We start from the raw sequence: 22,186 nt of genomic DNA, 5'->3' as shown, positions 1-22,186 counted from the left end.
AGGACCCCACCATGATCGCAGTCATCTTCGAAGTCGAGCCGGCCGAGGGCCGCAAGGACACGTACATGCAGATCGCCGCGCAACTGCGGCCCACGCTGGAGGCCATCGACGGCTTTATCTCGGTGGAGCGCTTCCAGAGCCTGACCAATCCGGGCAAGCTGCTGTCGCTCTCGTTCTTCCGCGACGAGGCCGCGGTCATGGCTTGGCGCAATACCGAGGAGCACCGGCTGGCGCAGTCGGCCGGGCGTGGCGGCGTGTTCGCGGGCTATCGGCTGCGCGTGGCGCATGTGCTGCGCGACTACGGCCTGCATGAACGCGACCAGGCGCCGGCGGACAGTCGCGCCGTGCACGCACCCATTGCGGCGCCCGCGTCGCCGGCACGGTGAGGGCGGCATGGAGTCGACTTTCCTGAGTGGGCAGACCACGCTGATCGGCTTTACCTTCTTGCTTGCCGGGCTGGTCAAGGGCGTGGTGGGCCTTGGGCTGCCTACCGTGGCGGTAGGGCTGTTGGGGCTGGCGATGCCGCCGGCGCAGGCCGCGGCGCTGCTGGTCGCGCCTTCCATGGTCACCAACGTCGTGCAGCTCTACACCGGGCCGCGGCTTGGCGAGCTGGCGCGGCGGATGTGGCCCTTGCTGGCCGCGATCTGCGTGGGCACGTGGCTGGCCGCCGCGCTGCTGCCGCCCAGCCTGATGGTGCATGCCACCGCATGGCTGGGCGCGGCGCTGGTGCTGTACGCAGTGCTGGGGCTGGTGGCTTTCCACCCCAAGGTGCCTCCGGCCGCCGAGGGCTGGCTGGCGCCGCTGATCGGTGTGGTCACTGGCGCGATCACGGCGGTCACGGGCGTGTTCGTGATTCCGGCGGTGCCGTATGTCCAGGGGCTGGGCCTGGACCGCGAGACGCTGGTGCAGGCGCTTGGCTTGTCGTTCACGGTGTCCACCATCGCGCTCGCGGTGAGCCTGGCGATGCATGGCGCGCTGTTGCACACGCCGGTGCTGGGGGCGTCGCTGCTGGCGCTGGTGCCGGCGCTGGCCGGCATGTTCATCGGCCAGTGGCTGCGCCATCGCATCAGCGCGGCGCGTTTTCGCAAGCTGTTTTTTTGCGGGCTGCTGCTGCTCGGGACCGAGCTGGCGCTGCGCGGGTTCTTCTGATCGGGATGGCGGCGAAGGCGCTTTCTTTTGGGGTTACTTGCTGCGTCGTGCGGTAGGAATGCGTCCAGGTGGCGCGGTTTGCACGCAATTGGGCTGACAGCGCGTCCTTGCGCGCGGCATACTGCCTGTTGCGCTGCGGCGAAACACTGCGCATCCAAGCCGGATGCGCACCGCAGGCCGCGCATTCCCGCAACCCCGCGCTGGAGATGCCGCCAATGGCATATCGCCGATGACACGACGCAATCGCAGCGGCACCAAGCTCTGGAATACCCTGAGCAGGATCGCCACCCGCAATGTCCGGCGTGCGCAGCGCACGGTCACGAAGTCCGCGATCCGCTCGGCGGTCAAGCAGGGCGAGGCGATGAGCAAGGCGGCGCAGCGCGTGCTGACCGGCGTTGCCTCGCCGGTGCCAACGCCGGTCAGCCGTGGCGGTGGACGCTGGGAGGAGGGCAGCTGGGGCCTGGGGCCGCTCGTGCAGCGCCGTTACCGGCTGTTTATCCCACCGGGCGTGAGCGCGTCGCGCCCCGCGCCCTTGCTGGTATTGCTGCATGGCTGTGGCCAGGACACGGCCAGCTTTGCGGCTTGCACCCGCGCGGCTACGCTGGCGCGCAGCGCGGGCTGCGTGGTGCTGATGCCGGAGCAATCGTCGCAAGCCAACGCCCAGCGCTGCTGGAACTGGTTCCGCTCCGCGGCGCGCGTGGTGGCCGAGGCCAGCCTGTTGATGTCAATCGTCGAGCATGTCTGCCAGCAGCATCCGGTTCGCCGCGAACGTGTCTTCGCGCTTGGCTTGTCGGCGGGCGGGGCCATGGCGTTGATTCTGGGGCTGCGCTACCCGGACCGCTTTGTCGCGGTCGGCTCGCATTCCGGAGCGGTGCCGCTCAGCGCGTCCAACGCCGCGCAGGCGGCGCGCGTGATGCACGGCAAGGGCCAGCCGGACGTGGATGCGGCGCGGTTTCAACTAGCGGGGCGCCGCCCGCCGCCGTTGTTGCTGCTGCACGGCGATGCCGATCATGTGGTGCACTTCGATAACGCGCTGGCCTGCGCCGCGCTCTGGCAGCAACTGCTGCCGCAGCCACCCGTGCTGGCCAAGCCGCGCCGGGTCCAGCGCGGGCAGCGCCGTCCCTACAGCATCTTTCCCTGGTCGAGCGAGGGCGAGCCCTACATCCGGCTGGTGCGCATCGAAGGGCTGGGGCACGCGTGGAGCGGCGGCCCGTCCAGCCAGGCCTTTGCCGATCCGTGCGGCCCGGATGCACTGCGGATCGCGTGGCAGTTCTTCATGCAGTGCCTGGCGGCGCGCCAGCGTGCCGCGCCAAGGCGGGTGAGCAAGGTGGCCGCCTGACGCCTTGCCTGGCTAGAGCGATTGGGGCGCTTCTATTACCACGTCGCTCTCGGGATACGCCACGCACGGCAGGATGAACCCCTCGTCGCGCTCGTCGTAGCTCACGCCCGGCCACTCGATGCGGTAGCCGATCCGCCCGGCGGCCAGCCGGCACAGGCAGGTGCGGCAGGTGCCGTTGCGGCAGGAACTTGGGAATTTCAGGCCGGCCTGCAACGCGGCTTCGAGCAGCGTCTGCGTGGGCAGGGCGGGAAAAGTGCTGCCCTGCGGCTCCAGGCGGGCGACAAACGCTGCCGGGGCCACCGGGGCTGCGGTGATGTCGTGGCTCATGACGGCGCTTGCCCCTCGTCGGCTTCGGGAAAGCGCGCTCGGCCATGGGTGGCGTCGCGCAGCGCGGCCCGGGCCGGTGCCAGCAGGCTGGCCGGCAGCCGGATGGTCAGCCGGGCAGCCGCGCCGTGTTCGGCATGCGCCAGCACGTGGCTCTCCTGCTCGATCCAGCGGCGCACGCGGGCTTCGTCGGCGTAGTCCACCTCCGCAACCAGCTCCGCATAGGCGATGCGCTCGATGCGCTGTGCATCCTTGAGCGCCACGGCGATCGCGTCCGTATAGGCGCGTACCAGCCCGCCCGCCCCCAGCTTGACGCCACCGTAATAACGCACCACCGCCGCCAGCACGCCTTCCAGCTCATGGTGGCGCAGCACTTCCAGCATGGGCCGGCCAGCGGTGCCGGATGGCTCGCCGTCGTCAGACATGCCCGACTGGCCCCCCGCAAGCAGCGCCCAGCAGACATGGGTGGCGGTGGCGTGGTCGGCGCGCAGGCGCGCCACTTCGGCCATGGCCGCGGCGCGGTCGGGCACGGGTAATGCAAAGCCGATGAAGCGGCTCTTGCGGATTTCCAGGTCTGACTGGACGGGAGAAGCGAGGGTGTAGGTCGGCACGGGTTGGGCCGCGTCACGGCGCGCGATGCGCGGCGCCGGCGGGCGGAAAGCTAAAGGAATCGGGGCACCGGATTGGGGCCTGCGCCAGTGTACCGCAGCCGCCCCGGCCGCCCGGATTGTGCGAAAGGCCTCCTGGATGTCTGCAAGTTCAGTCAGTTTAAACAAGCTGTAACAAATCATTCATAGGATACGCATCGGCCTGAACGCTGCGCGGTTGTCCCCACAAGCGCGCAGCGGGACAGCGCGCACGGCGCGCCGCCCAATCCTTCACATTACGAAACGGGAAAGAAGAATGCTCGACAAACCGGACGCATCCCGCCGCAAGGCGCTTAAACTCCTGGCTGGCGCCCCCATGCTGCCGCTGGGCCTTGGCGCTACCGCCTTCCTGGTCGGTTGCGGTGGCGATGGCGACGCCGTAGCCGCAACGGCGCCGACGCCCGTCACGCCTGCCGGCGCCACGTTTACGACCGCCGAATTCACCGGCATGGCCGCGCCCTCGCTGGCCAATCCGGCCGCCATGGCTACCACCACGGTGGGTTCCAGCCTGAAAGTATCGTTCAGCGACGGCAGCAGCCAAACCTACAAGCTGGCCTACCAGCCCTTCTTCATCACCGGCGACATGGTCCCGGACGGCAAGGGCGGCAGCATCCTCGCCGGCGGTTACTTCGACATCAACAACCAGCCGATCATCGACAAATCGGTGGCCGGCAAGGAACGCCAGTTCTACTCCGACTCGCCCGACGGCACCTCGCTGCTCAAGATCGACGGCGCCAAGGTGGCCGGCGTGAAGGGCAACACGGTCTTCGCCGTGGTCCAGTTCGAGTACACCACGCGTGACCAGGCTGGCGCCAGCGCCTACGGCCGCCTGCCGTCCCCGATCGGCGTGCTGACGCTGGACCAGGACCCGGCCACCGGCAAGCTGACGCTGGTCAAGTACCACAACGTCGATACTTCGTCGGTCAATGGCCTGTGGATTACCTGCGGCGCCAGCCTGTCGCCGTGGAACACCCACCTGTCGAGCGAAGAGTACGAGCCGGACGCCTTCACGGCCGGCACCAACGCGCAGTTCCTGGCGTTCAGCAAGAACCTGCTCGGCACCGCCAGCGTCGTGGCCAACCCGTACTTCTACGGCCACATGCCTGAAGTCACGGTCAATGCCGATGGCACCGCCAGCATCAAGAAGCACTTCTGCATGGGCCGCATCTCGCACGAGCTGGTGCATGTGATGCCGGACAACCGCACGGTGCTGATGGGCGACGACGCCACCAACAGCGGCCTGTTCATGTTCGTGGCCGACAAGGAAAAGGACCTGTCCGCCGGCACGCTGTACGTGGCCAAGGTGGGCGCGGGCTTCTCCATCGACCCGGCCGCCCCCGGCGCCGACCTGACGTGGGTCAACCTGGGACACGCCACCAGCGCCGAAGTCGAGGCCATGGCCAAGTCCAACCTGCCCACCGACATCATGGACGTGCGCACGGCGGACCCCGCGGACCCCTCCTTCACCAAGATCTTCGTTGGCGGCACGGCCAACTGGATCAAGGTCAACCCGGGCAAGGAGAAGGCCGCGGCCTTCCTGGAAACCCATCGCTACGCCTACCTCAAGGGCGGCAGCATGGGCTTCACCAAGATGGAAGGCACCACCGTCAATATCAAGGACAAGGTGGCCTACTCCGCGCTGCAGAACATGATCGACTCGATGGTCGTCAACAACCCCAAGGGCTGGAACGCACAGAGCAACATCACGATCCCCACGGCGCTCAACGCAGGCGGCGTGATGCAGCACAACCTTGCCGGCGGCCAGAAGGATCTGGGCGGCGCCGCCATCAACAGCGAATGGGTGCCGGTGCACACCAAGGCGCTGATCGTGGGTAAGGACATCAGCGCGGATGCACTCGGCAACACCGCCGATCCGGACCAGATCGCCAACCCGGACAACCTCAAGTTCTCGGAAAAGCTGCGCACCTTGTTCATCGGCGAGGACAGCGGCCAGCACGTCAACAACTTCCTGTGGGCCTACAACGTAGACACCAAGAAGCTGTCGCGCGTGCTCTCGACCCCGGCTGGCGCGGAATCCACCGGCCTGCATGCGGTGGACGAGATCAATGGCTGGACCTACATCATGAACAACTTCCAGCACGCGGGCGACTGGAGCAGCCTGCACGCCAAGGTCCAGGCCACGCTGGATCCGCTGGTGCGCGCCAACTACAAGGACCGCTTTGGCGCCGCCGTCGGCTACCTGACGGCCGATACCACGAGCGTCAAGACCACTAAGGCGTAAGCGCGGGACAGCTATTACCCCGGCGCTTTGTTGGGCCCCCGATGACTTTGTCATCGGGGGCTTTTTTTTCTACACTCGCGCGAGAGCTGGCTAGCGCGCGCGGGCGTTCGCCAGGGGGACCGGCAAGCGTATCGGCATCACCCCTGGCGCATACCGGGAACGTTTCGGGCCACCGGCGCGCGGACTGGCTGAGGCAACATGGACGCGGGCCCCGTCATGCCTGCTACGCTTGCGGTAATGAGTGGCTGCCGGACCAACGCGCCCCCGGCGGCCCAGACCCCTACCTCAACAGGAGCAACAAGATGCCGAACCAAGACGGCCAACACGACGCGCGCCGCATGGCGCCGGCCACCGACCGCAACCGCGACGCCATCCTGGCCGTGCTGCGGCGGGTCTTGCCGCAGAGCGGCCTGGTGCTGGAAATCGCTAGCGGCACCGGCCAGCACGCCGCCTATTTCTCCGCCGCGCTGGCGGGGCTGACCTGGCAGCCGAGCGACCCGGACGCTGCGGCGCGCGAGTCGATCGCGGGCTGGGCCGAGCATGCCGGGCTGGCCAATGTGCTTGCGCCGCTGGTGCTGGACGTGCGCCAGCAGCCCTGGGGCATCGAGGCGGCGCAGGCGGTGGTGTGCATCAACATGATCCACATCGCGCCATGGTCTGCGGCTGAGGCGCTGTTCGCCGGGGCCGGGCGTTTGCTGCCAGCCGGCGGCGTGCTTTACCTGTATGGCCCGTATCGGCGCAATGGCGAACATACCGCGCCGAGCAATGCCGCCTTTGATGCGCAGTTGCGCAGCGCGAACGCCGAATGGGGCGTGCGCAATATGGAAGATGTGGCGGCACTGGGCGAGGCCGAGGGCTTTCGCATGGACGAGCCAATCCCGATGCCGGCCAATAATTTCAGCCTGGTATTCCGAAAATAGGAACTTCGCCGCCGAATGCAGGCGGATTGGGCCGCGTGCAATGCGTGGCCGAAATTCGGCAAAGCGCGAATGAGGACTCGCGCGCAGTGGGGCTAAGTCTTCGCTGAATTGTCTTTGCGCATGTCACCTTAAGCGTTGGCTTAAGACGCGCCAAACGTCCTGGCGGGCAATGCGTGCGATGTGGGAAATGCGGAAAATGCGGGAAATGACAGGCGAAGCCAGGCGGCGCTAATCGGGAAATGCCGATCGGCCAGGGCGTCTTGAATAACCGGGGATATTGTCTGGAGATGTCTGGCTGGCCCTGCAGAGCGCCAGCCAGTTCGCACAAAAGTGGTGCGCGGCGGGGACCGGAGCACGGCGCGGATTACCGCGCGCATGTCCGGGCCACCTGCCGCGCTGGCCCTTGCGCGATTTACTTCGCGGCGACAGGCGCTTCTGCCTCGACCTTGACGGCCACGGCCTTCTTCGGCGCTGCCGGCTTGCGGGCTGCCTTCACGACGGCCTTCTTCGGTGCTGCTGCCTTGGGAGCAGCTGCCTTCGGGGCGGCGGCCTTCGGTGCTGCTGCCTTGGGAGCTGCTGCCTTCTTGGCGGCGGCCGGCTTTGCAGCCTTCTTTGCCACGGCAGCCTTCACCACCGGCTTCTTCGCAGCCGGCTTGGCCTTGGCCTTTTGTGCAGCCAGCTTTTCCTTGGCGGCTTGCTTCTCAGCCAGCACAGCCTTCTTGGCGGCTTCAGCTGCGACCTTGATTTCGCGCTTAGCAGTTTCGATCGCCTTCTTTGCATCAGCGCGCAGCTTCAGCAGGCCCTTCTTTGCAGCGGCCAGTTCGCGAGCCAGCACGCTGGCCTTCTTCGCGGGAACTGCTGCCTTCTTGGCGGCTGCCGGCTTGGTCTTTGCTGCTGCGCTGGTTGCGACTTTCTTTGCTACGGCCATTTGTATTTACCCGTTAGTTGTGGAGCGCGGAGTATAACCGGTCACGCGACATTGCTCGCGCGGCGTGAATTAACTGCGCAAATTTCTGGTATGAATGCGTGCGCGGATACAACATGTCTTGCACGGCGACGGCATCGGCATTCGATGCGAATAGGGGGTACGTATTGCGTTTAACGCGTATTTACCTGGACTTTGATGCCGTCGGCCAGCACGGTAATGGCGCCCGGCTCGACGTCTTTGCCGGCAACGTGCAATTCTTCCGGCTTGAACGTGTAGAGCGGGTAATCGCGCAGCAGTTGCTGCGCCACGACGGCGCCGATGGCGTTCAGTTGCTCGCCATATTGCGCCGGCATGCCGGCGACCTGGACGCGTTCGACGGAAGGATTGTCGAGCAGCACGGCGCGTTTGGCCGGGTCGTACCTGAGCCCGCTGCTCAGTGAAAGCGTGCCGTTGATCGGTGGCGCGGGCAGCAAGGTGTTGCTGACCTGTGCATCCATCTGGGTGGTCACGCGGTTGTTGGCTTCGTCGAGCAGCAGGCGCGGATGCGTCAGCTGAACGTCGAGCACCTGGGCGTAGCGCAGCCTTGCCGGGAAACGTCTGTCGACGGCGTCCTGCAATTCCTGGCGGGAGAATGTGTAGTCGCCGGTCCAGACGTTATAGCCGGCCCAGGCGCTGGCGGCGAGCAGCATGGCAAGCGCGCCGGCGGCGGCAGCTTTGCGCGTTGTCAGGGATTTGCGGGGCCGGGTGCGGCGTTGCGTCGTCGGCATGCTGCGGTGCCTCCAGGTTGGCGTGTTGCGCGTTATCCCTTCTGACCGCGCCTGCGCCGGCTTTGTTCAATTGTTCAGTCTGGCCGCGGGCCATGCGCACGATCAATAGTGCGGCGGGAGTTCGTGCTGGGGGCCGTTGTCGGCGCCGCCCGTGCCGCTGGAGCGCATCTGCTGGTAAAGCGCCTGAAGCTGTTCCTGCAGCAGGTCGATCTGCCGCTGCTGGCGGGCCACGGCGAGATTGAGCGTGTCGAGCAGGTCATCCTGGAAGGCGACCTTGATTTCGAGTTCGGTCAGGCGGGATTCCATTTTGTGTTCTCCATTGGGCCGCGCATTGTAAGGCAGGTGCGGCGCGGCCTTTACTGCATTGTCAGCCTGGCCAGCCGGCCCAGCGTGGCGAGCGCGGCGTCGGTCCGGTCGTCGAAGTCGTGGCCGCAGTTGATGCGCAAGCAATGCCGGAAGCCGCCATGCGCGGAAAAAATCGGGCCGGGCGCGATGCTGATGCCATGCGAGAGCGCGTAGCGGTGCAGCGCAAGGCTGTCGGTGCCGGCCGGCATCTCGATCCACAGGAAGTAACCGCCGGCTGGCCGCGTGGCCCGCGTGCCCGGCGGGAAGTGCCGCGCGATGGCCTGCGCGAAGGCGTCCTGCCGCTGCATCAGCGCCTGGCGCAACTGCCGCAGGTGCCGGTCGTAGCCGCCCTTCTCCAGGTAGTGAAGGATAGCGGCTTGCGTTGGCGCGGCCACTGTCAGCGTGCTGGTGAGTTTGGCGCGCGCCACTTCGCGCGCGAAGCGTCCTGGCGCGGCCCAGCCGATCCGGTAGCCCGGCGCCAGGCATTTGGAGAACGATCCGCAGTGCATCACTAGTCCCTGTGTGTCGAACGCCTTGGCCGGGGTGGGGCGCTTGTTGCCGAAGTACAGTTCGCCGTAGACGTCGTCCTCGATCAGCGGCACTTCGAAGCGCGCCAGCAGCCGCACCAGTTCGCGCTTCTTGTCGTCGGGCATCAGGCTGCCCAGCGGGTTCTGGAAATTGGTCATCAGCCAGCACGCGCTCGGGCGGTGGCGTTCCAGCGCGCGGGCGAGGGCGTCGAGCTCGATGCCTTCGCGCGGATGCGTGGGCACCTCGATGGCGCGCAGGCCGTGGCGCTCCAGCGCCTGCAGCGCGCCGTAGAAGGTGGGCGACTCGATGATGACCGCGTCGCCCGGACGCGTGACGGCCGCCAGGCACAGGTTCAGTGCCTCCAGCGCACCGTTGGTGATGACGATCTCGTCCGTGTGCACGGTAAGCCCGTCGATCAGGTAGCGCAGGGCAATCTGGCGGCGCAGGCCGGCGTTGCCCGGCGTCATGTCGTCCACCGAGCTCCAAGGGTCCAGCTGCTGGACGACGGCGGCCATGGACTTGGCGAGGCGCGGCAGCGGAAACAGCAGCGGACTGGGAAACGCGGAGCCGAGCGGCACCAGCTCCCGCTGCTTGGCCGACGCCAGCACGTCGAAGACCAGTTCGCTGACATTCAACGTGGTGGATTCGTCCGCCGGTTGCGACGCGGCCTCGGGCTCGGGCGGGAGCACGCGGCTGGCGCTGGCCACGAAGTACCCGGAGCGCTGGCGCGCGATGATCAGCCCGCGCGCCTCCAGCAGGTAGTAAGCCTGGAACACCGTGGAGGGGCTGAGCCCGCGGCTGGCGCTGGCCTGGCGCACGGAGGGCAGGCGGTCGCCGGGCCGCAGCGTGCCGGCCTGGATCGAGTGCGCGATATCGTCGGCCAGCGTTTCGTAGAGCGTGCCGGGCGTGGCTTCCCCGTCTTTTAGCTGGGGGGTGTCTGGCTTGCTGGGTGGCATTTGAGATCCACTGTTTGGCGTATGTCTGATTTCCGGTAACTGTATCGTATCGACGCGATGCACGACACGGTGCATGGGGATATTCCAATGCGGCAGATTTGCTGCGGCAACATGTCACGCCGGAATCCCTCTGATCCGGTTGTATCGATCCGATCTGATCCTGTTCGGGCCGGCCTTGTCTCCTTAGCATTCAGCGCTGTCAGTAAGAGGCCGTTTCAAAATGAAGCGAAGCGGTTCTGGCTAGGCGTGCGGCCGCAGACAGTACAAGTGGTACGGCCAAGGCCGCGCAACGACGCCAGAATCTTTTTGAAATAGCCTCTAAGCCACGGCCGCCACGGCGCCGTCATGGGAAGTGCAAGGAAATCCATGGATCCCACGAGTCTGTTGTTAGCTACCTTCCTGCTGTCGGTCGGTGGCCTGTTTGCTTTCATCTGGTCGTTGCGCAAGGGCTTGTTCGATCTCGAAGCCGCTGGTGCGCGCACCATCTTTGCGCCAGGCGAGGTCGGCCAGCCCGAGGAGCCGTCGAGCGACACGGCGCAGCGCCAGGCGCTCTGGGTGGGCGCGGCGTCCAGCCGGGGGGCACCTGCCGCCACCGCCGCCGCGCGCGCCGATCTCGAGGCAGAGCTGGCGGCGCGGCATGAGGCCGATCGCTCCAGCGCCCTGCCGGCCCTGCTGATGCTGAGTTGTGCCGTGGTCTGGCTGGTGGTGGCGTCCGCCGCCGGCCTGCTGAGTTCGCTCAAGCTGCATATGCCCGACCTGCTGACCGGGCAGGCCTGGCTTTCCTTCGGCCGCTTGCGCACGCTGCACCTGAACGCGGTCGCCTACGGCTGGGCGCCGATGGGGCTGCTCGGGCTGACGCTGTGGATGTTGCCCCGCCTGCTGCGCACGCCGCTGCTGGGCGGGCGCTTTGCCATGATCGGCGCGCTGGTCTGGAATGCGGGGCTGGTGGCCGGGCTCGGCAGCATTGCCGTGGGCATCAACGCCGGCCTGGAGTGGCTGGAGATTCCCTGGCAGGTGGGCCTGCTGTTCGCGCTGGGCGGGATGATGATCGGCTTGCCGCTGGCGTTCATGCTGCAAAAGCGCCGCGTGCATCATCTGTACGTGTCGGTCTGGTACATCGGCGCGGCCCTGTTCTGGTTCCCGGTGCTGTACGTGGTGGCCAAGATCCCGGGCGTGCATTTCGGCGTGGAGCAGGCCACCATGAACTGGTGGTTCGGGCACAACGTGCTGGGCCTGTTCTATACGCCGCTGTCGCTCGCCTCGGTCTATTACTTCCTGCCCAAGGTGATCGGGCGGCCGGTGCGCTCCTACAACCTGTCGCTGCTGGGCTTCTGGACGCTGGCGTTCTTCTACGGCCAGGTCGGCGCGCACCACCTGATCGGCGGCCCGATCCCGCCGTGGCTGATCACGCTGTCGATCGTGCAGAGCGTGATGATGATCATCCCGGTGACCGCGTTCTCGGTGAACCAGCACCTGACGCTCAAGGGCAATTTTGGCGCGCTGCGCCACTCGGCCACGCTGCGCTTCATCGTGTTCGGCGCCATCATGTACACGCTGGCATCGGTGCAGGGCTCGTTCGAGGCGCTGCGCTCGCTCAACGCGGTGACGCACTTCACGCACTTCACGGTGGCGCACGCGCACCTGGGCATGTACGGCTTCGTGTCGATGGTGATCTTCGGCGGCATCTACTTCGCGCTGCCGCGCATCGTCGACGCGCCGTGGCCCCGGCCCGCGCTGATCTCGCTGCATTTCTGGCTGGTGGTGGCGGGCTTCTCCACCTACCTCATCACGCTGAGCATCGGCGGCGTGCTGCAGGGCCTGGCGCTGCTGGACCCGGCGCGTCCCTTTATGGAATCGGTGACGGTCACGCTGCCCTGGCTGCAGGGGCGCTCGCTGGGCGGCGCGTTGATGACGCTCGGCCATCTGGTCTTTGCCTTTCACTTTGCCTTGATGGTCTTGCGTCCTTCGGCGCTGGCGCAGACCGATCGCATGGTTTCCCAAGCGGCTGCCTGAACATGGAAAACGAACTCAAACTTGTGGGCGGGGCCATGGTCACGCTCTCGCTCGCCACCTCGGCGATGATCGTGGTGCCTTTCCTGCAGCTCAAGGATGTGCCCGCGCCGGCGGCGCTGGCACCCTATACCAGCGAGCAGCTGCGCGGGCGCGAGGTGTATCTCGCCAACGGCTGCATCGCCTGCCATACGCAGCAGCCCAGCTCCACCGGCGCGGGCCGTGCCGACGGCGCGCGCGGCTGGGGCCGCCCGTCCGTGGCGGCGGACTACCACTACGACAGCCCGCCGTTGCTTGGCACCATGCGCACCGGCCCCGACCTGTTCAATATCGGCGTGCGCCAGCCGAGTGCCGACTGGCACCTGGGCCATCTCTATCAGCCGCGCGCCTACGTGGCGGACAGCATCATGCCGGGCTATCCGTTCCTGTTCGAGCTCAAGCCGGAAGGCGCCGTCGGCAAGAGCGACAAGGTGGTCGCGCTGCCCGGCGGCACGGTGCCGCCGGGCAAGGTGGTGGTGGCCACGCCACAGGCGCTGGACCTGGTCGCCTACCTGATTGGCCTGCGCCACACCTACCCGGTGGTGGAACAGGCCGCAGCGGCGGGCGCGACCGGCCAGCCGCCGCTGCGCGTCACGCTGGCATCCGTTTCGACCGCGCCGTCCAACCCGTTCGGTGCGGTCACTTCTTCTCAATCCACCTCCAGCCCGCCGGCGCCACGCGCGCCCGGTGCGCAAGCCAGCCACGATGACCCGCTCGCAAGCCCATAAGACAGAGAACGCCGATCCCGTCGAGCAGCACAACCCGGTGCCCAAGATCGTGCTGGCGCTGGTGTGCGGCCTGCTGGTCTGGGCCATCAGCTACATCCTGATCGAGCGCGCCGACGGCAGCGCCGCGCTGGGCGACCGGCGCGACCTGGCCGCGCTGGCAGCGCCGGCCGGGCAGGGCCGCGTAGCCGACGGCAAGCTATTGTTCGCCGCCAACTGCCAGGCTTGCCACCAGGCCAGCGGGCAAGGCATTCCCGGCGTATTCCCGCCGCTGGCAGGCTCCCCCTGGGTCAACGACGATCCGGAACGCCTCGCGCAGATCCTGCTGCACGGCATGACCGGCCCGCTGGACGTGCTCGGCACCACCTACAACGGCGCCATGCCGGCCTTTGGCGAGCAGTTCTCCGACCAGGAGATCGCGGCGCTGGCCACGCATATCCGCAGCCAGTGGGGCAACGGCGCCGCGCCGGTCGAAGCCGCGCAGATCGCGGCGGCGCGCGCGGCTTCCGTCGCGCAAAAGGCGCCCTGGCACGGGGGCGAAGCGCTGGAGGCATTCATGACCATGGGAGGTGCCCTCAAGCCATGACGCGTGCGTGGAGCAAGACGCTGGCGATGGTTGCGCTCGTGCTGGTGTTGGCCGGTGCGGCGGTGTTCGCCACAACACGCGGCTTGCGCACGGTCAGCGCCGACGGCGCCCGGCGCCTGGACCTGGCGCGCGCCCCGCGCGAGCTGCCGGCGCTGGCCTTGTTCGACCAGGCTGGCCGGCAGCTCGCTTTTGGCGGCCCCATGCCGCAGGGCAAGGGTACTGGCAAGCGCGACAGGCCCGTCACGCTGGTGACCTTCGTCTACACCCGATGCCTGGCAATCTGCCGCACCAGCGCGTCGGGGCAGGCCTGGCTGCAGCAGCAATTGCGCGAGCGCGGCCTGCAGGACCGCGTGCGCCTGCTGACGCTCTCCTTCGACCCGGCACGCGATACGCCCGCCGCGCTGCGGGCCTATGCGCGCACGCTGCGCGCCGATCCTGCCATCTGGACCTTTGCCACGGTGGCCGAGCCCGCGCGCTTGCGCGGCCTGCTCGACGCCTTCGGCATCGTCGTGCTGCCCGATGGGCTGGGCGGCTACTCGCACAATGCCGCGCTGTTCCTGGTCGACGCGCAAGGCCGGCTGGCTGCCGCTTATGACGTGGAGCGGCCGGACCTGGCGCTGGCCGACGTGCTGCGCAGCCGGCTGTGAAGGTGCGGCTTGCACCCGGCTGGCACGCCTGCCTGCCAGGCTTGATGCTGGCCGTGGCCGCGCTGTTGCGCCCATGGATGGAGGCGACCATGGCCAGGCATATGGGCCTGGAACTGCCGCTTCTGGCACTTGCCGGCTGGTGGGCGGCGCGCTGTGCCGGGCCGCGGCTGGCGGCCTGGCTCGCGCCATGGAACGCGGCGGGGCTGCCGGGCCTGCTGGCAGCGTGGTGCATCGTCAGTTACTGGATGCTGCCGGTGGCGCTGGACGCAGCCACGCTGGCGGGCCCCATGGGCATGGCCAAGGTGGCGAGCATGGTGCTGGCGGGGCTGCTGGCGCGCGCCTCGTGGCAAGCGGCCGGCCCCGTGGTGCAGGGCTTCTTTGTCATCAACGGCGCCTGGATGATGCTGAGCGCCGGATTGCTGTACCAGGAGGCGGAGTCGCAACTGTGCAGCACCTATCTGGTCGACGAGCAACTGGCGGCGGGCCGGGTGCTGGTGCTGTGGGGGCTGGCCTTGCTGGCGATGTGGCTGTTTGCCGTGGCCAGCCGGCTAGCGGTGGATCGCGAGCCGCTCACCTAGGCCTGCAAGACCGCCCGCGGGCCGGCCTTGCGCCGCCGCCCCCGGCCGTGCTGGGCTGATCGTCAGCCCGTCTTTTTTCGGCTTCTTCCTTCTTCGGCTGGTTCCCGCCTGACGCCAGGGCGCCTTCGCGTCCGCGCGGCGTCAGTGTGCCGGGGCACGCCGGAGTTTTACGGATTACCGTGACAGGTGAAACCCATGGATTTGAACAAACACGCACTGAGCGCGCATGGCTCGACCACGCTCTTCGTGCTGCTATGGAGCAGCGGCGCCATCTTTGCGCGCCTCGGGCTTGAATACGCTTCCGCCTTTGCCTTGCTGGCCGCGCGTTTTGCGCTGGCGCTGGCCCTGCTGCTGGTGCTCGCGGCCTGGCGGCGGCGCTGGTTGCCGCAGCCCGGCACGCGCTTGCAGGTGGTCTGCTCCGGGCTGCTGCTGACCGGCGCATATTCGATCTTTTACTTGCTGGCGCTGGCGCGCGGCATGACGCCGGGCGTGCTGGCCACGCTGCTGGGCGTGCAGCCGATCCTGACCTTGCTGCTGGTGGAGCGGCGCTTTTCCGCGCGCCGGCTGGCAGGCCTGGCGGTGGCGTTGGGCGGGCTGGTGCTGGTGGTCTACCAGGGGATAGCGCTGGCGCGGATCTCGCTGCCGGGCATGGGCTTTGCGCTCTGCGCGCTGGCGTGCATGACGATTGGCGCCATCCTGCAAAAGCGCATCCGGCAAGCACCGCTTGATGTGATGCCGTTGCAATACGGCGCGGGCCTGGCGCTGTGCCTGTTGTTCGTGCCGTTCCAGCCGATGGCGGTGGTGCCCTCGGCGGGCTTCGCGCTGTCGCTCGGTTGGCTCGCGCTGGTGATTTCGGTGGGCGCCACGTTGCTGCTCTACCGGCTGATCCAGGCGGGCAACCTGGTCAACGTCACCAGCCTGTTCTACCTGGTGCCGGCCGTGACCGCGCTGATGGATTACCTGTTCCTGGGCAATCGCCTTGCTGCGCTGAGCCTGGCAGGCATGGTGGCGATCGTGCTTGGGCTGGTGCTGGTGTTCAGCCAGAAAGCGGACAGCCTGGGGTAGCCCGGTAGCCCGCTTGCCCGAAAGCCAAACCGGCCCCGGCCGCTACGCGCCGAAGAGGCGCGCCGCGGCCGGGGCCGGCTTGCATCGGCGAGCAACGTATCAGGCGTGTGCGAGCAGTTTTTCCGTGCGCCGCGCCGGCAGCGCGAGCGTTGGCACGGCTTGCAGCAGGGGCGTGGCAACGGTGCCCACCTCGAAACGCGCGGGCGCTTCCTTGGCCAGGCGGCGCAGCCGCTCCAGCCGGGCCTCCACGCGTGCGTCGGGCTGCGTGTCGAGGCACAGGGTAGACGGGCACGCCACGCCGAGCATATCCAGCGCCTGCTTGAAGTTGGCCGGCGTCAGGCCCTCGGCCGGATTCACGCTGACCACGTGCGGCAGCAGGTGCGCGTATTGCGGGTCTTGCATCGACGCCGTGTCGCAGGTCAGGATGGCAAAGGCCTGCGGTGCCGGACGGTGCGCGAAATAGGCCGCGATGCGGGCGGCGTGGCCGCCGGGCATGTCGGGGGTCATGCCTTCCACCTGCAGGTCGAGCTGCTGCAGGATGGCGGCGGGAACGCCGCGGCGCCATGCCTCGGATACCACCACGCGCGCACCGGCCAGGCCGAACAGGCGCCGCACGAATCCGAGCGCGACGGGATCGAAGAAGCGGACGTCGCGCATGGTGCCGGTATCGGGGATTCCGCCCAGCCGAGCCTCGGAGCGGCTCGAGTAGAGGACACCGGGGACGTCAAGCATGATGAGGCGTTCGGACATGATTTCCTATTGGGTTGCAGCGCCGGTTGGCACGTTTGAAGATTACGACGCATCCGGGAAAATCTGGAGAGGCGAGAAGTGCCTAAGTTGCAACATATTTGTAACTTGAGATGCGACTTCGTAAAAATCAGCGATTCGCCCGGGCTAGTTGTTTCCGCGCGAAACAATTAGCCCGGGCGATTCCGGCTTTCATGAACCCGGCAAGCGGCGCCAGCGCGGCTTTACAGCATGCCGGTAACGGCTGCCAGCCGCTCGATGCTCCAGCCCTTGCCCAGCAGGATCATGCGCGTGTGCAGGTCGTCATGCACTTCGCGGCTGACTTCCTGCCCGAGATAGGTCAGCGTCTTGTAGCGCAGGTCCACATAACCCAGCACATGGTCCTTCGACAGCGAGTGCCACAAGGCATTGGCGCCGGCGGACTGCCGCGCGCCCGTCATCAGGCACAGGCCGGCGTCCAGTCCCCAGCGGTAGATCGCGGTAGCCAGCCCGCGGCGCTGGTAGGCCGTCTCGTACTTGGAGTGCGGCGCGCGCAGGTAGTGGTCGGCGCGCCGCCCCACCTCGATCAGGCGGTTGAAGACCGTGTAGCCCGCCAGGCGCTTGCGCGCCACGTCCTCCACATAGACGTAGTACTCGCCATCCGCCTCGCGGTAGCGGATCACCAGCTCCGGCGAGTCGGTGGCGATCGCCGGGATGCCGTGGAGGCGGTCGCCCGGCCGGTGCAGGCGGCCGTAGATGGAACCGAACTCCTGGTCGAGTTCGGCGGGGCGGTGGCTGACATCGATGCGCAGCTCGAGCCTGCGAGCAAGCCATGGAAGCGCGATGGGCGGCGCCATGATGGACATGTCGTTCTCCTGGAGGCGCGGCGGTTAGACCGGCATGTGCTGGAAGCCCCGTGCCAGGGCAAACACCACGACCATGAAGAAGGCCAGGACCAGCAAGACTTTGTAGAACATTGCTTATCTCCCAAGTGAAGGGTGAGAACGATGAGAACGCGAGAACGGTGAAGGAGCAAGGGCAAGCAGTGCGATGGCGTCTCAGCACATGGCAGGTTCCTCCCACCATCCGCTCACCAGACCTTCGGGCTTGCGCGCCGCCAGCACCCTCGCGCTCGCCGGCCATGCGTCGACCCTGACATCCAGGCCGGCGTAGACGCCATAGCCAACGCCCGCGCGGATCTCGTCGCCCGCCTGCAGGCCTTCGCCCGCCTTGATGGCGCATTCGGCGACGATGGCCTCGAGGGCCTTGATGCCCCAGCCGGCCTCCAGATGCATGCCGCAGCGAATGGACGCGCCGCACTCGATGCCGTGGCCGGCGCGCACGGTGTGGCGGGCATCGATGACACCGCCGGCGCGGATGCTCTTGCCGCAGTGAATGGCCGCTTGCCCGATCAGGTCCTGCCCGGCCACCGCGCTGCCGGCGAGCGCGATCTTGCCGCCGCACAGCACATCCCAGCCGGCCTTGAGGTTGCCGCCGCCGCTGATCGCGTCCTGCACGTCGATGCCCCATGCGGCCTTGATATCGCCGCCCGCCTCGAGCACGCCGCCACTATGGATGCCGCCGGCCGCCGCAAGGCTGTCACCGGCCACGATGGCCCGGCCCGCGCGTATGCCGCCGCCGGCCTGGATGCTGCCCCCGGCGCGCAGCGTGGTCCCGACGTCGATGCAGCCGCGCACCACCAGCGAGCCGGCAAAGACCACGGCTTCAGCATCGATACTGTCCACGGCCAGCACGGCGTCGGTGGGGCCGAACTGTGTGAGCAGCCAGCAGGCGTCGTCAACGCGGCCGTCATCGACGAGGGCGTCGAGCAGGTGCTGGTAGTCGCTGCCGTCCTGGCGATTGCGGACGAACCAGCGGTAGCCATCGGCGCAGGGGCGCTTGGCTTTGACAAAATTCTTGGTGAGCTCCATGGCGATGAAGGCGTGCGAAGTGAATGCCGCGAACGCGCCGCGGCAGGAAAAAGGGGTGCAGGGCCATGACGGGGCGACGGCTAAGCCGTGGCCCCGCGCTCAATCAGAGATTGATGAGAAAGTAGACGACGGCGATGGTGCCGATCGCACAGAGGGTCTTGTGATAGATCGAAGACGAAGACACGGCTTTTCTCCCAGGTTGCACATTGGACAAGGGGCGCGATGCGCCCTCAGGCAAAGTGCCGTGCGGGGAAAATCAGGATCTGGCTGGTGTGTCCTGGTTTCCCCGCACGGCCTGGAAAAGCACGGCGGCGAAACCATAGGTGTTGACCGCGGCCGGTGTGGCGCGCAGCGAGCGCACGCCGCCCTTGGCCGCGCACGCACGCGTTGCCACCGCATGCATGGCATGGCGGCGGACTGCGTTGCGGTGCGGGACGAGGAGCATGCGGTCTCGAATGAAGGGTGGAAAATCCTGGCAAGCGTGCTGCCGTTCTTTAAGGCAGCACGTACGCTTATGCCATATCGGGTAGGGATTGTCCAGCCAGCCCCCCTCGCCGGCTGACGCGAGGGGGGCATCCTGTCCGGGCACCTCGGCTAGAATCGTGCGTCTTCACGAGAGGGGGCGCCACATGCTCGAAGCCATCGGCCTGGGCAAATCGTATGGCACGCGGGCGGTGGTGAAGGACGTTACCTTCACCGTCGCTGGCGGCGAGATCACGGGCCTGCTGGGGCCCAACGGGGCCGGCAAGAGCACCACGGTAGCGATGCTGTGCGGCCTGGTCGCCCCCGATGCCGGGCGCGTTCTCATCGCTGGCAGCGCGCTGCAGGATGCCGGCGCGCGTGCGGTGAGCCTGCTCAAGCGCCGCATCGGGCTGGTGCCTCAGGAGCTGTCGCTCTACGAGGAACTGCCGGCGCGCGCCAACCTGGAATTGTTCGGCGCGCTCTATGGCTTGTCGGGTGCCTTGCTGCGCGAGCGCACGGCCCAGGCACTTGCGCTGGTGGGTCTGTCCGAACGCGCGCGGGACAAGCCTGCGCATTTCAGCGGCGGCATGAAGCGCCGCCTGAACATTGCCTGCGCACTGGTCCACGATCCCGACATCCTGATCTTCGACGAGCCCACCACCGGGGTCGACCCGCAGAGCCGCAACGCCATCTTCGACAGCCTGGAAGCGCTGCGCGAGCGTGGCAAGGCGCTGCTCTATACCACGCACTACATGGAAGAGGCCGAGCGCCTGTGCGACCGCATCGTGATCATGGACCACGGGCAGGTGGCGGCCAGCGATACGCTGGCCGGGCTCTATGGCCGGTTGCCGGTAGCCGAGACGCTGCAGGTCACGGTCGACGGCGCGGTCGATGCCGCGCAACTGGCGCATGACTGCGCTGCGAACCACGTTCGTCACGCGCAGCAAAGCGCAGACGTGCTGACCATTGGCGTAGACGATCTCGCGCGCGCCGTGCCCGCGGTGATGGCCTGGCTGGCCGCCCGCGGCCACGCGGTGCGGCACTTGGCGTCGGGCCGGGCCACGCTGGAGGATGTGTTCCTGGCCCTGACCGGGCGGCAACTGAGGGACGGAGCATGAGCGCGTTGAATGCACTGCGTGCTTTGTTCGCGCTGGTCCGCGCGGACTTGCGGCTGTATTTCTCGGATCGCAGGGCGCTCGTCATGGGCGTGGCCGCGCCGATTGCCATCGCGGCATTCTTCGGCTACCTGTTCAACCCCGCCACGCAGAAGCCATCGCGCATCCCGGTGGCGCTCAGCGACCTCGATGACAGTCCCTTGTCGCAGAAGATCGTCGCGGCGCTGCGGCAGGATCCCGCATTGCAGTTGCGCGAGCTGCCGGCCCAGGCCGCCGACGATGCGGTGCGGCAAGGCAAGGTGCAGGTGGCCGTGACCTTGCCGGGCGGCTTCGGCGAGGCGGCGCCGCGCGCGCTGTTCGGCGCGCGGCCCAAGCCGGTGCTGACGTTGCGCTACGACCCCTCGCAGGCGCTCGCGCTGGCGGTGGTGCGTGGTGTGCTGACCCAGCACGTGATGGAAAGCGTATCGCAGGCGGCCATGGGCAGCGGGCCGGACGCGGCCCGGCCGCTCGGCGCGCTGCGTGGCGCAATGGCAGCGAATCCGGACCTCCCGGCCGCGTACCGCCAGGATGTGCTGGCAATGGCCGACAGCATCGAGCGCGTGCAGCGGGCGCAGGCGGCGCGCGCCGCGAGCGGGCCGGATGCGGCGGGCGTGCCCAGCATGCGGATGGGGCTGCCGTTCGAGGCGCGCGAGCAGCCAGCCAGCGCGCAAGGCGGCCGTCCCTACAACAGCTACGCGCATGCCTTTGCCGGCATGGGCGTGCAGTTCATCCTCTTCATGGGTATCGAGTTTGGCGTGGGGCTGCTGCTGATGCGCCGCCTTGGCCTGTGGCAGCGCCTGCGTGCCGCACCGGTGTCGCGCGCTGCGCTGCTGGGCAGCCGCATCGTCAGCGGCGCGCTGACGGCCATGATCCTGATGACACTGATCTTCGGCGCCGCCATTGCGTTCTTTGGTGTGCGCATCGACGGCAGCGTGGCCGGCTTTGCCGGGGTGGTGATGGCCTTTGCCCTGACCACCGCCAGCTTCGGCCTGCTGGTGGCAGCGCTCGGGCGCACGCCGGCGGCTACGCGCGGGCTGGCGATCTTCGCCACCTTGCTGATGGTGATGCTGGGCGGCGCGTGGGTGCCGGCCTTCCTGTTCCCGTCCTGGCTGCAATCGGTGTCGCTGGCCTTGCCCACGCGCTGGGCCGTGGACGGGCTGGACGCGATGACCTGGCGCGGGCTCCCGCTGCAGGCCGCGCTGGCGCCGATCGGTGTGTTGCTGGCCTTTGCCGTGCTGTTCGCGCTGCTGGCGATCTGGCGGTTCGACTGGGAGGAGCCAGCGGCTAGCGCATAACAGGCACCAACGAGGAGCGCAGGCGTGCGGTCGTGCTCCGGCTCCTAGCGTCCCGTTCCGGTGATTCGCTCACAAAATCTGCCGGGTTTGGCGAGGATTGAATCGGTGGGAGCCGTGTCATGGAATACGGTTGTACTTTTTGTTTGGCACGATGGCGCCGGAAGTGTTTTGAGGTGGGGTTTTCATGCTTCTAGCTGCTGGCGCGGCTGTGCGAGATTGGCGGTTTCAGCTCGGTGAGATGTCACTTTTCTTTACTCGTAAAGAAAAGTGACCCAAAGAAAGCGATCCTTGCAGGAGGCTGGCTTGTCGGGGTTGCGTAGCCCGGCGGATTCGTCGTTGGGTCCTGGGTTCTAATGGACTCGTGCCGTTACCGGATTAAACGGCCACGATCCTGCGGATGACGCTGGTTTCGTGGTGAGGCTGCTCGGTAGCGGAATCCTTGCCCATTCACCCATCTGCCGGTACCGGCCCGGATCGCCACAATACATCACGCCGCGATGGTTTCGTGGTGGGGTGGACGCGGTGAAAAAAAGAACTTCGGCCTATCGAATCGGTGCCACCGCGCCCACGACGAAATCGAGACGCCTGCAACTTCGTGGCCGCCCGCATCGCGAGCGACAGACGGCCAGCGTTTCGTGGTGGTTGCTACCGGGGGGACCACCACGAATCCTTGGACATTGGCTGCGTCGTGGTGGTCTAAACTGGTAACGGCACGAGTCCATCAGCACCCGGGGCCGTACGACGAAACCATTGGGGCTCCCAATGACGCCACGCCAGCCTCCTGCAAGGATCGCTTTCTCTTGGTCACTTCTCTTTACGAGTA

At 67.4% G+C, this 22,186-nt stretch carries 22 protein-coding genes and 1 pseudogene; 13 read left to right on the top strand and 10 right to left on the bottom strand.

What is annotated here, in order from left to right; genetic code table 11:
- Positions 1-11 precede the first annotated feature (11 nt).
- From A9975_RS00500 to A9975_RS00490, 3 genes are all read left to right on the top strand, one after another.
- Positions 12-386, top strand: a complete 375-nt coding sequence (locus A9975_RS00500) for an antibiotic biosynthesis monooxygenase (protein ID WP_183030905.1) — start codon at positions 12-14, stop codon at positions 384-386.
- A 7-nt stretch (positions 387-393) separates the two neighbouring features.
- A complete protein-coding gene (locus A9975_RS00495) occupies positions 394-1,149 on the top strand; it encodes a sulfite exporter TauE/SafE family protein (protein WP_183030904.1) in 756 nt (251 codons plus the stop codon).
- Positions 1,150-1,378: 229 nt separating this feature from the next.
- Positions 1,379-2,488, top strand: a complete 1,110-nt coding sequence (locus A9975_RS00490; protein WP_183030903.1) for a PHB depolymerase family esterase — start codon at positions 1,379-1,381, stop codon at positions 2,486-2,488.
- A 12-nt stretch (positions 2,489-2,500) separates the two neighbouring features.
- Here the strand turns inward: A9975_RS00490 and A9975_RS00485 are convergent, their stop codons facing one another.
- Together A9975_RS00485 and A9975_RS00480 are read right to left on the bottom strand one after the other, a co-directional pair.
- A complete protein-coding gene (locus A9975_RS00485) occupies positions 2,501-2,815 on the bottom strand; it encodes a 2Fe-2S iron-sulfur cluster-binding protein (RefSeq protein WP_183030902.1) in 315 nt (104 codons plus the stop codon).
- Positions 2,812-3,423, bottom strand: a complete 612-nt coding sequence (locus A9975_RS00480; RefSeq protein WP_183030901.1) for a YigZ family protein — start codon at positions 3,421-3,423, stop codon at positions 2,812-2,814. The genes A9975_RS00485 and A9975_RS00480 overlap by 4 nt, the downstream gene beginning before the upstream one ends.
- Positions 3,424-3,715: 292 nt before the next feature.
- Here A9975_RS00480 and A9975_RS00475 point away from each other — a divergent pair, with 292 nt between their 5' ends.
- Complete coding sequence (locus tag A9975_RS00475; RefSeq protein WP_183030900.1) at positions 3,716-5,701, top strand: PhoX family phosphatase; 1,986 nt, start codon at positions 3,716-3,718, stop codon at positions 5,699-5,701.
- A gap of 302 nt (positions 5,702-6,003) precedes the next feature.
- Positions 6,004-6,621, top strand: coding sequence for a DUF938 domain-containing protein (locus A9975_RS00470; protein WP_043357303.1), 618 nt, complete (start codon positions 6,004-6,006; stop codon positions 6,619-6,621).
- 412 nt (positions 6,622-7,033) lie between these two features.
- On the opposite strand, the gene A9975_RS00465 is transcribed toward A9975_RS00470, so the two are convergent.
- The 4 genes from A9975_RS00465 to A9975_RS00450 all read right to left on the bottom strand — a co-directional run bounded on the left by A9975_RS00465 (position 7,034) and on the right by A9975_RS00450 (position 10,145).
- Positions 7,034-7,456: a fumarate hydratase gene (locus A9975_RS00465; protein ID WP_370563575.1), complete on the bottom strand. Its 423-nt coding sequence runs from the start codon at positions 7,454-7,456 to the stop codon at positions 7,034-7,036.
- A gap of 263 nt (positions 7,457-7,719) precedes the next feature.
- Complete coding sequence (locus A9975_RS00460) at positions 7,720-8,238, bottom strand: DUF1439 domain-containing protein (RefSeq protein WP_255502979.1); 519 nt, start codon at positions 8,236-8,238, stop codon at positions 7,720-7,722.
- 180 nt (positions 8,239-8,418) lie between these two features.
- Positions 8,419-8,622 (bottom strand): SlyX family protein, encoded by a 204-nt coding sequence (locus A9975_RS00455; protein ID WP_150985171.1) that lies wholly within the window; start codon positions 8,620-8,622, stop codon positions 8,419-8,421.
- A gap of 50 nt (positions 8,623-8,672) precedes the next feature.
- On the bottom strand, positions 8,673-10,145 hold the full coding sequence (locus A9975_RS00450) for a PLP-dependent aminotransferase family protein (protein WP_183030898.1): 1,473 nt from the start codon (positions 10,143-10,145) through the stop codon (positions 8,673-8,675).
- A 366-nt stretch (positions 10,146-10,511) separates the two neighbouring features.
- Here A9975_RS00450 and A9975_RS00445 point away from each other — a divergent pair, with 366 nt between their 5' ends.
- From A9975_RS00445 to A9975_RS00420, 6 genes and pseudogenes are all read left to right on the top strand, one after another.
- Positions 10,512-12,158 carry a cbb3-type cytochrome c oxidase subunit I gene (locus A9975_RS00445; protein ID WP_183030897.1) on the top strand — a complete coding sequence of 549 codons (1,647 nt, stop codon included), beginning with the start codon at positions 10,512-10,514 and terminating at the stop codon, positions 12,156-12,158.
- Between the two features lie 2 nt (positions 12,159-12,160).
- Positions 12,161-12,763, top strand: a pseudogene (locus A9975_RS00440) (cbb3-type cytochrome c oxidase subunit II); the annotation flags it as partial.
- A gap of 136 nt (positions 12,764-12,899) precedes the next feature.
- The gene (locus A9975_RS00435) at positions 12,900-13,505 is read left to right on the top strand and encodes a cytochrome c (RefSeq protein ID WP_183030895.1); all 606 of its coding nucleotides are present in this window, start codon (positions 12,900-12,902) and stop codon (positions 13,503-13,505) included.
- The gene (locus A9975_RS00430; RefSeq protein ID WP_255502971.1) at positions 13,502-14,152 is read left to right on the top strand and encodes an SCO family protein; all 651 of its coding nucleotides are present in this window, start codon (positions 13,502-13,504) and stop codon (positions 14,150-14,152) included. Before A9975_RS00435 ends, A9975_RS00430 begins: the two co-directional genes overlap by 4 nt.
- Positions 14,149-14,730 (top strand): hypothetical protein, encoded by a 582-nt coding sequence (locus A9975_RS00425; RefSeq protein ID WP_183030894.1) that lies wholly within the window; start codon positions 14,149-14,151, stop codon positions 14,728-14,730. Before A9975_RS00430 ends, A9975_RS00425 begins: the two co-directional genes overlap by 4 nt.
- A 195-nt stretch (positions 14,731-14,925) precedes the next feature.
- A complete protein-coding gene (locus A9975_RS00420; protein WP_183030893.1) occupies positions 14,926-15,795 on the top strand; it encodes a DMT family transporter in 870 nt (289 codons plus the stop codon).
- A gap of 99 nt (positions 15,796-15,894) precedes the next feature.
- Here A9975_RS00420 and A9975_RS00415 read toward each other — a convergent pair whose 3' ends face one another.
- The 4 genes from A9975_RS00415 to A9975_RS00400 all read right to left on the bottom strand — a co-directional run bounded on the left by A9975_RS00415 (position 15,895) and on the right by A9975_RS00400 (position 18,897).
- Positions 15,895-16,545 (bottom strand): HAD domain-containing protein, encoded by a 651-nt coding sequence (locus A9975_RS00415; RefSeq protein ID WP_183030892.1) that lies wholly within the window; start codon positions 16,543-16,545, stop codon positions 15,895-15,897.
- A gap of 221 nt (positions 16,546-16,766) precedes the next feature.
- Entirely contained in the window at positions 16,767-17,387 is a 621-nt protein-coding gene (locus A9975_RS00410; RefSeq protein WP_183030891.1) for an N-acetyltransferase, read from the bottom strand.
- Between the two features lie 192 nt (positions 17,388-17,579).
- Positions 17,580-18,452, bottom strand: a complete 873-nt coding sequence (locus A9975_RS00405; RefSeq protein ID WP_183030890.1) for a hypothetical protein — start codon at positions 18,450-18,452, stop codon at positions 17,580-17,582.
- 256 nt (positions 18,453-18,708) lie between these two features.
- Positions 18,709-18,897, bottom strand: a complete 189-nt coding sequence (locus tag A9975_RS00400; protein ID WP_174423822.1) for a hypothetical protein — start codon at positions 18,895-18,897, stop codon at positions 18,709-18,711.
- Positions 18,898-19,081: 184 nt separating this feature from the next.
- Here A9975_RS00400 and A9975_RS00395 point away from each other — a divergent pair, with 184 nt between their 5' ends.
- Together A9975_RS00395 and A9975_RS00390 are read left to right on the top strand one after the other, a co-directional pair.
- On the top strand, positions 19,082-20,032 hold the full coding sequence (locus A9975_RS00395) for an ABC transporter ATP-binding protein (RefSeq protein ID WP_183030889.1): 951 nt from the start codon (positions 19,082-19,084) through the stop codon (positions 20,030-20,032).
- A complete protein-coding gene (locus A9975_RS00390; protein WP_183030888.1) occupies positions 20,029-21,363 on the top strand; it encodes an ABC transporter permease in 1,335 nt (444 codons plus the stop codon). Before A9975_RS00395 ends, A9975_RS00390 begins: the two co-directional genes overlap by 4 nt.
- Positions 21,364-22,186: the final 823 nt, after the last annotated feature.

The organism is Cupriavidus sp. UME77 (assembly GCF_014170355.1).
In the GTDB taxonomy this organism is placed as follows: domain Bacteria; phylum Pseudomonadota; class Gammaproteobacteria; order Burkholderiales; family Burkholderiaceae; genus Cupriavidus; species Cupriavidus basilensis.
This window is presented reverse-complemented; position numbering and strand designations above follow the sequence as displayed.